General features: G+C 68.7%; 12 protein-coding genes. 5 read left to right on the plus strand and 7 right to left on the minus strand.

Going from position 1 to position 12,840, the window contains the following annotated elements; all coding sequences use genetic code 11:
* Positions 1 to 15: 15 nt before the first annotated feature.
* From G6N14_RS14155 to G6N14_RS14185, 7 genes are read right to left on the minus strand one after another with little or no spacing between them, the layout of a single operon-like run.
* Entirely contained in the window at positions 16 to 1,005 is a 990-nt protein-coding gene (locus G6N14_RS14155) for a cyclase family protein (RefSeq protein ID WP_085135696.1), read from the minus strand.
* A complete protein-coding gene (locus tag G6N14_RS14160) occupies positions 993 to 1,832 on the minus strand; it encodes a coniferyl-alcohol dehydrogenase (RefSeq protein ID WP_085135697.1) in 840 nt (279 codons plus the stop codon). Before G6N14_RS14160 ends, G6N14_RS14155 begins: the two co-directional genes overlap by 13 nt.
* Entirely contained in the window at positions 1,829 to 3,142 is a 1,314-nt protein-coding gene (locus tag G6N14_RS14165) for an LLM class flavin-dependent oxidoreductase (protein WP_085135698.1), read from the minus strand. Before G6N14_RS14165 ends, G6N14_RS14160 begins: the two co-directional genes overlap by 4 nt.
* Entirely contained in the window at positions 3,139 to 4,827 is a 1,689-nt protein-coding gene (locus G6N14_RS14170) for an FAD-binding protein (RefSeq protein ID WP_234808927.1), read from the minus strand. The genes G6N14_RS14165 and G6N14_RS14170 overlap by 4 nt, the downstream gene beginning before the upstream one ends.
* A 47-nt stretch (positions 4,828 to 4,874) precedes the next feature.
* Positions 4,875 to 5,804, minus strand: coding sequence for a 3-carboxyethylcatechol 2,3-dioxygenase (locus tag G6N14_RS14175; RefSeq protein WP_234808920.1), 930 nt, complete (start codon positions 5,802 to 5,804; stop codon positions 4,875 to 4,877).
* Positions 5,761 to 7,524: a bifunctional 3-(3-hydroxy-phenyl)propionate/3-hydroxycinnamic acid hydroxylase gene (locus G6N14_RS14180; protein WP_234808921.1), complete on the minus strand. Its 1,764-nt coding sequence runs from the start codon at positions 7,522 to 7,524 to the stop codon at positions 5,761 to 5,763. Before G6N14_RS14180 ends, G6N14_RS14175 begins: the two co-directional genes overlap by 44 nt.
* A 1-nt stretch (position 7,525) precedes the next feature.
* Complete coding sequence (locus G6N14_RS14185; protein ID WP_085135820.1) at positions 7,526 to 8,389, minus strand: alpha/beta fold hydrolase; 864 nt, start codon at positions 8,387 to 8,389, stop codon at positions 7,526 to 7,528.
* A gap of 139 nt (positions 8,390 to 8,528) precedes the next feature.
* Between G6N14_RS14185 and G6N14_RS14190 the strand changes: the two genes are divergently transcribed.
* From G6N14_RS14190 to G6N14_RS14210, 5 genes are all read left to right on the plus strand, one after another.
* Positions 8,529 to 9,215, plus strand: coding sequence for an IclR family transcriptional regulator domain-containing protein (locus tag G6N14_RS14190; protein WP_085135822.1), 687 nt, complete (start codon positions 8,529 to 8,531; stop codon positions 9,213 to 9,215).
* A 20-nt stretch (positions 9,216 to 9,235) separates the two neighbouring features.
* Positions 9,236 to 10,849, plus strand: a complete 1,614-nt coding sequence (locus tag G6N14_RS14195) for an FAD-dependent oxidoreductase (RefSeq protein ID WP_085135701.1) — start codon at positions 9,236 to 9,238, stop codon at positions 10,847 to 10,849.
* Positions 10,850 to 11,003: 154 nt separating this feature from the next.
* Entirely contained in the window at positions 11,004 to 11,393 is a 390-nt protein-coding gene (locus G6N14_RS14200; RefSeq protein WP_085135702.1) for an Rv2576c family protein, read from the plus strand.
* A 36-nt stretch (positions 11,394 to 11,429) separates the two neighbouring features.
* Complete coding sequence (locus tag G6N14_RS14205) at positions 11,430 to 12,206, plus strand: Rv1363c family protein (protein WP_085135703.1); 777 nt, start codon at positions 11,430 to 11,432, stop codon at positions 12,204 to 12,206.
* Positions 12,203 to 12,835 (plus strand): twin-arginine translocation pathway signal, encoded by a 633-nt coding sequence (locus G6N14_RS14210; protein WP_085135704.1) that lies wholly within the window; start codon positions 12,203 to 12,205, stop codon positions 12,833 to 12,835. The genes G6N14_RS14205 and G6N14_RS14210 overlap by 4 nt, the downstream gene beginning before the upstream one ends.
* Positions 12,836 to 12,840 lie beyond the last annotated feature (5 nt).

The raw sequence follows: 12,840 nt of genomic DNA on the forward strand, positions 1-12,840 counted from the left end.
GCTCCTCCGTCGGGGCTACTTGATCGCGATCGGGTTCACCGGCGAGCCGACGCCGCCGGTCACCCGCAACGGCGGCGCCACCAGCTGGAATTCGTAGCGGCCGTCGGCGGCGCAGTCTGCGGCGAGCGCGCCGAGATCCCAGTACTCCCCGAGCATCAGCCCCATGTCACGCAGGCACAGCATGTGCATCGGCAGATAGGTTCCCTCGACACCGGAGACCGGATTCTCCACCATCACGTTGTCGGCGGCCACCGCCGCGACGTCGTGCTCGTGCAGCCAGGAGGCGCACCGCCAATCCAGTCCGGCTCCCGGCTCGGCGCCGTCGCCGGTGGCGCGAAACCTTTGCCACCACCCGGTTCTGATCAGCACGATGTCGCCGGGTTCGACGGTGACCTGTTGGGCTCGGGCAACCTCGTCGAGTTCGTCCGGGGTGATCGGGGTGCCCAGCGGCAGGAAGGTGTCGGCGCCGCGATGGGCAACCACATCCAGCAGCACTCCGCGCGAGACGATCCCTTTGCCGTCCACTTTGTCGATGCCGCAGTGGTAGGCGCCGAGGCTGGTCACCGAACTCGCCGGGAATCCGTTGTAAAGCTGATCGTCGTAGTAGACGTGCGACAGCGCATCCCACTGGCTGGCGGCCTGCAGCGGCATCACGATCATGTCGTCGTTGAACCGAAACGGGTTGTCGGTGAAGTACTCGCTGAGCTGCTGAGCCACCAGGTTTTGGCGCCACTGCGGGCCGTAGTCGGCCAGCGTGCTGACATCGCCGCCGTCGACGGTCATCACGTGAATCGGGTTGTGCCGGAACTGGAAGGCCCCCTGCGGCCCCGACGATCCGAACTCCACCCCCAGCGGAAACACCTTGCCGTGCCGCACCAGACCGGCGGCGGCGGCGATCTTGCCCGGCGTGATGAGGTTGAGGGTCCCCAGCTCGTCGTCGTCACCCCAGCGCCCCCAGTTGCGGACGCTCTCAGCCACCCGCCGGAACTCGGTCAACCCGGCCATGGCACCGTCCCCTTCGCCAGCGCAGCGGCAGCCCGGCTGCTGATGTTGCCGCCATCGACCCAGAGCACCTGGCCGGTGATGTACCCGGCTGCTGGACTGTTCAGGAACACCAGCGGTGCAGCCTGTTCGTCCGCGCCGGCGACCCGCCCCAGCGGCTTGGGAATGTCGTCGAGAAAGCCCTGTCCGTAGCTGCTGCGCAACTGATCGAGGATCGGCGTTTCGGTGACGCCGGGCGCGGTGCAGTTGATCCGGATCCCGCGCTGCGCCAGCGCTTCGGCGTTGAGCATGCCGTAGAGGATGATCGCCTCTTTGGACAATCGGTAGCCGCCGTCGGCGAGCGCGGCGGGATGGGCACGGCACCACTGTAATCCGTCGGCCATTCCCTCGGAGTTCACCAGGCCGACTGTGGTCTGCGCGTTCTCGCGGTAGGCCGCCGCGGCCAGCGAGGACACGTTGGCGATGGCCGATCCCGACGGCATCGCCGGCAGGAGCCCTTCGGTGAGCTGGCGCATGCCCAGGAAGTTGATCGTGACCACCCGCTGCGGGTCCCCGATGCCCGAGGACACCCCGGCGACGTTGAACAACGCGTCGATCGGCCCGGCCGCCCTGATCGCGGTGGCGGCGCGATCGATGGATTCTGGATCAACCAGGTCGATCGGATGGAATTCGTCGACGCCCGCCGCGGTCTCGATTCGGTCCAGGCCGGTGACGTGCGCGCCGAGTTCGCCGAGCTGCGCCACCAGCTGCGCGCCGATTCCCGAGGCGCAGCCGGTGACCACGGCTCGTCGACCGTCGTAGCGCCACAGCTCAGACGCCGCGGCGCTCACTGTCCGCCGCGTTCCCGTTCTTGCTTGGCCAGTTGAGCGGCCTGCACCCGGCCCTCGTTCATCTCGGCCATCGCCTCGGGGATCTCGGTGGCGGTGAACGTGCCGCCCCGACCGGTCGGCAGTCCGCCGAACGCGTAGGACTCGTCGAAAACCGGCGCGGTGGACTTCGGACGACGGGCCTCGAGCTTCTCCAGAACCGGTTCCAGCCTCTTGGCCTTCTCGGCGACCGCCTTCTCGTCGCGCTCGATGAACTCCGGCAGCACCTGGGTGCCCATCAGCTCGATGGCCTCCATGGTGGCCTCATGGCTACGCGGATTGAGCAGCAGGATGAGTTCGTCGACCCCGCTCTCCTCGTAGCCGCGCAGGAACTCGCGTGCGGTCGCCGGGCTGCCGATCGCCCCGCGACCCGGCCCGTAGGCCAGCGTCGGATCCTTGTCCACCTCTTCGAGATAGCGTTGCCACACCCCGGTTCGGCCCGGTGTGTGCTCGCCGGTCATGTAGTAATGCATGATCCCGAACGAGAAGAATCCGCCGCCTACCCCCAGACGGGCGATTGCCTGCTCGTCGGTGGGAGCCACCATCATGGACAGGTCGCCGCCGATGGCCAGAATGTTGGGATTCACCTGGGGCGTCACCGGGACGCCGTTCTCCTCGAGTTCCTTGTAGTACCCGTTGACCCGCTCGGCCAGCGGACCGGGGCCGGTATAGGCGAAACTCAGTGCACCGATGCACTTCTGCGCCGCCATCTGGACTGAGGCAGGCCGGGTGCACGCCACCCAGACCGGCGGATGCGGCTTCTGCAGCGACTTGGGAATGACATTGCGGGCCGGCATCTGCACGTGCTGGCCGTCGAATCCGGTGAACGGTTCTTCGGTCATACAGCGGATCGAGACCTCGAGAGCTTCTTCCCACTGGGCGCGTTTGTCGGCGGGGTCGATCCCGAAGCCGCCGAGCTCGGCGATCGACGATCCCTCCCCCGTCCCGAACTCCACCCGGCCGCCCGACAGCAGGTCCAGGGTGGCAACCCGCTCGGCCACCCGGGCCGGGTGGTTGACCACCGGGGGCAGGTGCATGATCCCGAAGCCGAGCCGGATGTCCTTGGTCCGCTGGCTGGCGGCGGCCAGGAACATCTCCGGCGCCGTGGCGTGGCAGTACTCCTCCAGGAAGTGGTGCTCGGTGAGCCACACCGTCGAGAAACCGGCTTTGTCTGCCGCTTCCACCTCATCGAGGCCGTCGCGGAACAGCAGGTGTTCGTCGTCGTCGGACCACGGGCGCGGCAGCGCGAATTCGTAGAAGAGCGAAATCTTCACGGTTTCCTCCTGGACGGTTGTTGGGGTGTCTGTGATTCGGCGGATTGTTCTCGGGTGCAAAGGTGTTGGGCTGCCACATAGCCGAAGGTCATCGCCGGGCCGATGGTGGCTCCGGCGCCGGCGTAGCTGCGCCCCATCACCGGCGCCGCGGCGTTGCCCACCGCGTACAGGCCGCCGATCACCGAGCCGTCGGCGCGCAGCACCCGGGCATGCTCGTCGGTGCACAGGCCGCCGGAGGTGCCCAGATCGCCGAGGATGATCCGGAACGCGTAATAGGGCGGCCCGCCCAGCGGGTGCAGGTTGGGATTGGGCAGTGTCGGATCGCCGTAATAGTTGTCGTAGGCGCTGTCGCCGCGGTTGAAGTCGTCGTCGTGGCCGGAGCGCGCCAGTTCGTTGAACCGGTTTGCGGTGCTGCGCAACCGTTCCGGCGGTATCCCGATCTCGCCGGCCAGCTCCTCGAAGGTGCTGGCGGTCTTGACCACCCCGGAATCCAGCCAGGCCTGGGGCATCCGGCGCCCGGTCGGCACCGGCGCGCCGGGGATCTTCGGGATTGGAAGGTGCCCGGCCACCACATAGCGGTGAAAGGAGCGCTGGTCGGTGATCAACCAGCACGGGATGTGTGTGACGCCGGAGTTCTGCCCGGCGATCATGGCGTGCGCAAAGTCCATATAGGGCGCCGCTTCGTTGATGAACCGTTCCCCGTCTCCGTTGACGATGAACTGCGACGGCATCATGCGTTCGTTGAGCATGAACTGCAGGCGCCCGTCCGGCCAGCACAACGCCGGGAACCACCAGGCCTCATCGAGCAGCTCGGCGGCGGCGCCGACGCGCATCCCGGCCCGGATGCCGTCGCCGGTGGCCAGCGGGTTGCCGAAGCTCCAGTCATGTTCCAGCACAGGCTGATGCTGCTTGCGCCAGGCCAGGTCGTGGTCGAAGCCGCCGCTGGCCAGGATCACCCCGCAGCGCGCCATGATGCGCTGTGTGCGTCCGTCGCGCGCCACCATCGCACCGATCACCGCGCCGGAGTCGTCGGTGATGAGCTCGGTCATCGGTGTGTCGAGCAGCAGCGGTATGTCGCGCTCGACCATGGCGAGCCGGAGCCGGGCGGCCAGCGATTGGCCGATGGCGGCCATCCGGTCTCCGAACACCCGGGCGCGGAACATCCGCCACAGCAGCTTGACCAGGACGGCTTTGCCCCGCCACGATTGCCGGACCTGGTAGAAGAGCCGAAGATCTTTGGGCCCCAACCAGATCCCCCGCGGCGCCAGCGCCAGGGGGGCGAGGAGGTTTTGTTCCTCGTCACCGAGCTTGCGCAGGTCGATGGCGAGCACGTTGATGGTGCTGCCCAACGCCGAGCCACCGGGAAGCTCCGGGTAGTAGTCGGCGTAACCGGGCTTCCAGACGAACTCGAACCAGGGGCTGGCCTGCTCCAGGAACTCCATCATCCGCGGGGCGCTGTCGACGTATTGCCGCAGCCGTTCCTCGCTCACCAGCCCGTCGGTGATCGCGCGCAGATAGGTCAGCACGTCGTCGGGGTCGGGCGCATAGCCCTCCCGACGCTGCGCCGGCGCCCCCGGCACCCAGATGCCGCCGCCGGACAGCGCGGTGGATCCGCCGAAGTAGTGCGCCTTCTCCACGACCAGGGTGTCCAGGCCGTGTGCGTCCGCGGTCAAGGCGGCGGTCATGCCGCCGCCGCCGGAACCGATGACCAGCACATCGACGACCTGTTCGTTCACCGGATCACCTCCGTGGGCTGGGCGGTGCGGACGGCGAAACCGGCGATCAGTTCTGGGGCGGCCCGGTAATAGCGGTGGTCTGTCCGGTAGCTGCCCTGGGCGGCGAGCGCCCCGAAAGCCGCTACCCAGCTGCGGATCTCGTGCGCGGACCCGCCGCCGGCCTCGGTGATGAAAGAGTTGGACCAGGCGTCTAGTTCCTCGAGCGCTCCGGCGTCGACGATCGCCAGGAATCGCTCATCGAACTCCGGGTTCAGTGGCGCCAGAGCCCCCGACCCGGCCGCGAAGTCACGGGCCGCCGCGATCACCGCGTCCTGTCGGCTTTGGCGCTGTTCGGCGGTCATGGCGGTGCCGTGCAGGATCCGGTCGCGGGTGGCGGGCGGCGCCGTGGCAAGAGTGGGGATGGGCGGATCATGCGACAGTCCACCGGAACCCAGGACCAGGATCCGCAGGTCCAGGCCTGCCAGGTATCGCCCGACCGCAGCCCCCAGTGCCCGGGTCCGGTGCAGCGGTCCCAGCGGGGCGGCTACGGCGTTGATGAAGATCGGGATGACCGGGCATGCGGCTGCGTCGCCGAACAGGCGCTCCAGCGGTTGCACGACGCCATGGTCGACATCCATCGTTGCCGAAACCGCCAGATCCACACCCTGTTCCAGTACCGCCGCCGCACACTCTGCGGCGAGGTCGGCGGGGACGTCGAGCGCCCCGAGGTGGGTCCCGTAGTCGCCGATGCCCTGGGCGGCGGTGCCGATGCAGAACGGCGGCATCAGGCGCAAGAAGAAGCCGTTGTAGTGGTCCGGCGCGAACACCACCGTCAGCTGCGGGTCGAAGTCGGCGACGAAGGCGGCGGCCTGCTCGATCGCTGCCTCGACGTCGGCCATCACATCAGGGGGTGGTCCCGGCAGATTCAGCAGTGGGCTGTGGGACATGCAGCACAGACTCAGTGCCATCGGGGCGTTCACCCCCTTGCGGGCTGGGCGCCGTCGGCGTCAGCGACAAAGCACCGAACAGGAGCGCGCTGACCTCCGGTGCACGCTGGGCGATACAGGCCGCGGCGATGCAGCGGTCCGGGCGCAGGAACAGCACCGACTGTTCGTGGCGGTCGAACCAGGCCTTCAACTGTCCGGTCCGGTCTCCAACGATGGTGACCGCGGGGTCGTCGGTCTGGCCGGGCGGCGTCCAGTGCAGCTGGGTCAAGGGCCGCAACGCGGCGAAGCCGGCTCCCAGCGCCGTCCACCGGGCGAACGCCTCTTCGCCGAGCAGCACCCGGGGGTTGTTGTTCCAGGCCAGCACCGCGAAGCCGGCGCCGATCACGTCGTCGAGCAGCAGGTCTGCGCCGGCCCGGGTATCGACTCTGGGCTGGATGAACAGCGTGCCCACCGGCGAGTCGGGGCGACGTGGCTGGTCATGGACGACCGCGCCCTGCTCGTAACGCGGCATCGGCTTGAAACGCATCTCCAGCACGTAGCGCTTGAGTGTCGGCACCGCCGACGCCGCGCGGATCACCCCGTCGCGCAATCCCGCCACCCTCCGGTTGGTCGGGGAGATCACCTTGCCCACCATGGTGGAGAGGTCGATCATCGCGCGGGCGTGCTTGCGGCGCTCGGTGTCGTAGCTGTCCAGCAGGCTGGGGCGAGCCTGGCCCCGTACCACCGCGGCCAATTTCCAGCCCAGGTTCATCGCATCGCGGATCCCGCTGTTGTAACCCTGGCCCTGCCACACCGGCATCAGATGGGCGGCGTCGCCGGCCAACAGAAGCCGGCCACGGCGGAAGGCCCCGGCTATGCGGGAGTGGTGCGTGTAGAGCCGGTGGCGGATCACGTCGACGTCGTGCGGACGCGGCAGGAACGGGGCCAGCATGGCGGCCACGAATTCGGGATCCTGCGCCTGCTCGTCGGTCTCGTGGGCGTGGATCATGAACTCGAACCGGCGGATGCCGTGGGCGATCGAGATCGAGGCGTAGGGGCGCGCCGGGTCGGCGCCGACCTCACTGTTGGGATGTCCCAGAGGGTCATTGGCGATGTCGACGACCAGCCAGCGCGTCGAGGAGGTGGTGCCCTCGAAGGACACTCCCATCAGCCGGCGGGTGGCGCTGCGGCCCCCGTCGCAACCGACGACGTAGCGAGCCGACACCGTCTGCGGCTCCGCCCCGCCAATGTGCACGGCGACCGAGTCGGATTCATGCGGCGGTCCCAGCTTCGCCTCTCCTGCGTCGAGCCTCGCTGAACCGCCGGGGCTTTCCTCGCATCCGGTCATCGGGCGGCCCCACAACACCTCGACGTGGTCGAACCGCTCCAGCCCGCGCAGCAGTTCGGCGTCGACCAGCGGCTGCACGAAACCGTTGCGCTTGGGCCAGCCGAAGCCGGCTTCGGCAGGTGCCATTTCGGCCAGCAACCGCCGGCGGCGGTCGTAGAACCGCAGGATCTGGTTCGGCACGGTGTGCGGCAGTACGGCATCGACCAAACCGATCGCCTGGAAGGTACGCAGCGACTCGTCGTCGAGCCCGACCCCCCGGGGATAGTCGATGAGCGTCTCGCGGTCCTCGACGACCAGAGTGCGGATTCCCTGCAGGCCAAGAATATTGGCCAGAGTCAGGCCGACCGGACCGGCCCCCACCACCACGACGTCGACATCATTGAGCGCGGCCACACTAACGCTCCAGCAGGAATTCCAGGTGCAGGCGATTGAACGTCTCGGGGTCCTCATACTGCGGCCAGTGGCCGCAGCCGGGCATCAGTTCGAATCGGGCACCCGGAATCATCGACGCGATCCGTTTGCCCTCTTCGACATCGGCCGTCGGGTCGTCGCTGGTCCAGACCACCAGCGTCGGCGCCGTGATCCGCGCGTAGTCGCCCGGGCCCAGCAGGTTGCGAGCCCGGATCTGCGGGTCCTGCAGCGCCATGATGTCGCGCATCGCGTCGACGAAACCGGGCAGCCGGTAGATGCGCCGGCGGCTGGCGACGATGTCGTCGTAATCCTTGGCCTTGTCGGCCATCAACCATTTGATGCGCGCCTGCACGGTTTCCCAACTGGGGTTCTCGACCGCGGCCATCGACAGCGTGATGATGCGCGCCATCACCTCGGGGTCGGCCTGCGAGCCTCCCGCGGTGTTGAGCACCAGCCGATGGACCCGGCCCGGATGGTCGATGGCGGCGCGTGCGGCAACCCACCCGCCGAGGGATTCACCGCTGATGCTGGCTGTGGTCGCACCGATCGCATCCAGCACATCCATCAAGTGCGCCACATAGTGGGCGATCTCCAGGGGATGACCGGGCTTGTCGGTGTAACCGTGCCCGAGCATGTCCACCGACCAGGTCCAGAAGTGTTCGGCATGCGCGGCCAGGTTGCGGACGTAGGCCTCGGCATGCCCGCCCGAGCCGTGCAGCAGCACCAGCACCGGCTTGGCCGGGTCGCCGGCCCGCAGGTATCGCGTGCGCACGCCGTTCGCGTCGAGGTACCCCTGCTCGAACGCGACTCCCTGGAGGTCGCTCCAGACGCTTTCGTACTCCGGCACCGCCACCTCTTCCCCGGGGACCGCGCGAGAACGCTGTTCTCGGTTTATGGCATACAATGCGTGCTTTTATCGCACACATATGTACGTTATATTCAAGAGCATCACTCTCACGCGGGTGGATGTCAAGGAGGCCGCACCGATGCCCGACGCCGCCGAGCCCGCGCGGGGTTCGCAGACACTGGCCCGGGGGCTCGCTGCTCTCGAGGCGGTGGCCGCCGCGCCGAACGGGCTGACGGTGCAACAGGTCGCCGACCGCGTCGGCGTGCACCGGACCATCAGCTATCGGCTGCTCAACACGCTGACCGGCTTCCGGCTGATCGCCAAGGGCGACGACGGCCGGTACCGCCCGGCGGCCGCGCTGGCCGTCCTCGGAGCCTCGTTCGACAACAACGTGCGCCAGCTGAGCCTGCCGACGCTGCGCGCCCTTGCCGATGAACTCGGGACCACGGTGTCCCTGCTGGTAGCCGAGGGCGAGCAGCAGGTGGCCGTCGCCGTCATCGTCCCCACCCAGGTCGGCTACCAGCTCGCGTTCCATGAGGGCAGCCGGCATCCGCTGAGCCTGGGCGCGGCCGGCATCGCGCTGCTGGCCGCCATGCCCCCGCGGCCCGGGGAACGCGACATCGTCCCCCAGACGCGGGAACGCGGGTGGGTGGTCACCCACGGCGAGATCGAGCCGGGAACCTTTGGGCTGGCGGTCCCGGTGCGTCGCCGCCCGCCGTCACCGCCGACCTGTATCAACCTGATCTCCCACCGCGAGGACGTGGTGCTGCGCGGCCGCGAAGCCGTGCTGGCCGCTGCCGGGCGGTTGTCGGAGGTCTTGAGCTGAATCCGGCCGAGAGGACAACAATGACGACACCGGACTGGGACGACAGCGTCGACGTGGTGGTGCTGGGCAGCGGCGCAGCCGGGCTGACCGCGGCAGTCACCGCGGCGGTGCACGGCGCCTCGGTCGCCCTCTACGAGAAGTCGCAGACCGTGGGCGGTACCACCGCGGTCTCCGGCGGGATCGCCTGGATCCCGGCGCACGACCGGATGCCCGGGCTCACCGTCGATGCCGCAATGGACTACCTGCGCGCCCAGTCATTGGGGGCCATGGACGACGAACTGGTTGCGGCGTTCGTCCGGACCGGACCGGAGATGGTCGACTTCGTCGAAGCCCACAGCGACGTCCGTTTCGAGGTCGCCACCGGTTTTCCGGACTACAAGCCGGAGCTGCCCGGCGGGCGCCCCGCCGGAGGACGCTCGCTGAGTCCGCTGCCTTACGACATCTCCCGGGTCGGCTGCTGGCGGGACCGGATCACCTCCTTCCCAGCCGACTACAGCAATGTGGGATTCGACGCTGAGACCCGCGCCCGGCTGCACGCCGACATCGAGGCGGACGCCGGCGGCGATCTCTGCGTGGCCGGCACCGCGCTGATCGCCGGGCTGCTTCGGGGCGCGCTGGACGCCGGCATCACGCCCGCCACCGGATGCCGCGGGGTCGAGTTGCTCGCCACCGAAGACGGTCGCGTCGGCGGCGTCCGCATCGAGGCGGGCGGCTCGTCGCGCCGGGTGCGGGCGCGACGGGCGGTGATCCTGGCAAACGGCGGCTTCGAGTGGGATACCGCGCTGGTAGAGGCCTTTCTGCGCGGGCCGATGCGGGGCGCGGTGTCACCCCCGAACAACACCGGCGACGGGCTGCGCATGGCGATGGCACGCGGCGCGGACCTGGCCAACATGGGCGAGGCATGGTGGGTTCCGATCGTGCGGATCCCCGGGGACACCATCGACGGTCACCAGCGCAGCCGCAGCGTGCGACTCGAACGCACCCGCCCCCGCAGCATCATCGTCAACCGAGCCGGACGGCGGTTCGTCAACGAGGCATGCGACTACAACTCGATGGCCGGCGCCTTTCACTACCTGGAGCCGCGCGGGGGGTACGTCAACGATCCGGCGTGGATCGTCTTCGATGCCGAACACCTGCGCCGGTACGGATTCCTCGGTGTGGCGCCCGGCGGAGCGGCACCCGACTGGTTCTGCGGCTCCCCCGACCTGGCCGCCCTGGCCGCCAAGACCGGTATCGACGCGGACGGCCTGATGCAGACGGTGACTGACTGGAACAGCGGCGTGGCAGCGGGCGGCGATCCCGAGTTCGGGCGGGGATCCAGCGCCTACGACGGCTATTGGGGTGACCCGCAGGCGAGCACCGTCGCCGGGCGCACGCTGGGGCCCATCGACACCGCCCCCTTCTACGCCGTGCCGCTGTCGGTCGGAGCGATGGGCACCAAGGGCGGCCCCCGCACCGACTGCGACGGCCGGGTGCTGCACGTCTCGGGCGGGCCCATCCCGGGCCTGTTCGCCGCGGGCAATGCGATGGCGGGGGTCACCGGGCGGGCGTACGGCGGGGCCGGCGGCACCATCGGCCCGGCGATGGTGTTCGGCTACCGGGCGGGGCGCGCGGCGGCCGACCCTGGGCGGTGACCGGCGGAAGGGTTTCGCCCCCCCAAGCACGGCGGAATTGATATTCTTCGTTACCAAGAATTTGAGTCTTCGGCAGTGTGCCCGCTCGGCGGGTGCAGCAGTGGAGGGAACCGTGACAGGCAGGTCGGTCGCCGCGTCATCCCTGGTGGCGGGAATGGCGTGCGCCGGAGCGCTGGCTGTCGCCGTCCCGGCCGGCGCCGACGATCCGGCGCCGCACCACGTCCGCTACTCGGTCAGCGCGACTCAGACCGCACAGGCATTCGTGTACTACCGCGAGGTTCAGCCGCCCAACTTCGGCGAATATAGTCACAACCCCTACCAGTACAGTCCGCGAGCGGACGTCACGGTCGGCCCCAACCAGCCCTGGATCTTCGAAACCACGTTGGCCGATCCGCAGGACTGGGCCATGGTGGTGGTGTCACTGCCCGGGATGCATCCCGAACTGCCATCGCCGGGCTTCGTCTGCGAGCTGCGCGTCGATGACGTCGTGGTCGCCACCGACGCCGGCACCAAGGGGGCGCTCTGCTCGCTTCGCACGTGGTGAGGGACCCTGGTGCTGAGCTGAACGACAGGAGGCCGTATGCCCTCGCGTGATCCGGCGAAGCCGGGCGGAAAGCACGCCGCCAAGCGCCCTTCGAAGGATGCTCTGACGCTGGCCGAAGCCGAGGCGAAGGCCGCCGAGGCAGCGGCGGAGTTGGCCCGCGCCCGAGCGGAGCTGCTCAAGGCGCAGCAGGGGTCGGCCGACGCGGGCGAACCGGAATCCGCACAGGACGCCGACGGCGAAGCTTCTGAAGCCGGCGAGCCAGCGCCGGACGTCGACGCAGCGGCCCCCGCCGAGGCCGCTGACCAGCCCCCTAGGCTCATCCGCGCCTGGAAGCGGCTGCGGTGGGTTGCGGCGACGGTCGCCATACTCGCCATCGGGGGACTCACCGCCGGCAGCGTGGTGATCCTGGTCCACCATCGCAGCGTCGCTGAGCGCCAACGTCAGTCCGCCGAGTACGCCGCCGCCGCCCGCCAGGGTGTGGTGACACTGATGACACTGAACTACGAGACCGTCGAAGACGACGTCCAGGCGATCCTCAACAACTCGACCGGCGAGTTCAAGAAGGACTTCGAAGCCCACGCCGCCGACTTCGCCAAAGTCGCTCGTGACTCGAAAACCGTCACCACGGTCGACACGGCGGTCGCGGGGGTGGAGTCGATGTCAGACGATGAAGCGGTGGTGCTGGTCGCAGCGACCACCAAGGTCACCAATACCGCGGGAGCCAAAGAGGAGCCCCGCAGTTGGCGCCTCACCGTGCACCTGGCCCGTGAGGGTGACCAGGTCAAATTGTCGAAAGTGGACTTCGCGGCATGAGTGAATCCGACCAGGAACCTGTCGCGCCGGAGCCGATCGACGACGAGTCGATGACGGCAGACGGCGATGACGCCGCACCGCAGGTGCCAGACGAGGCCGTCGCGGAATCGCCGGCCGAGCAGCCTGCCGCCAAACCGACCGTGGCCACCGCACGTTGGGTCGCTGCGGTGCTCGGTGGCCTGCTCGTGGCGTCGGCGGCGCTGACCGGCTGGCTCTACTTCGGGGTACTGCGGGCCGACCAGCAACTCGGACCAGAGGCCGAGCAGGCGGTGATGGCGGCTGCCGCCGACGGGGCGGTGGCCGTGCTCACTTACTCACCGAAAACGCTGGAGCAGGATTTCAGCGCCGCGCAAAGTCACCTGACCGGCGACTTCCTCTCCTACTACACCGATTTCACTCAGAAAGTCGTCACCCCGGCCGCCAGGGAGAAAGACGTTCAGACGGTGGCCGCAGTGGTCCGCAAAGGCATCATCTCGCTGCGGCCCAGCTCGGCTGAAGTGCTCATCTTCCTGAACCAGACCACAATCAGCAAAGCGGTGCCAGACGGTTCCTACTCGATGAGCAGCGTCAAGGTCGGCCTGGAGAAGCACGACGGCCGGTGGTTGATCTCCTCGTTCGACCCGGTGTAGCGGGT

This window comes from Mycolicibacter hiberniae, from assembly GCF_010729485.1.
Classification (GTDB): Bacteria; Actinomycetota; Actinomycetes; order Mycobacteriales; family Mycobacteriaceae; genus Mycobacterium; species Mycobacterium hiberniae.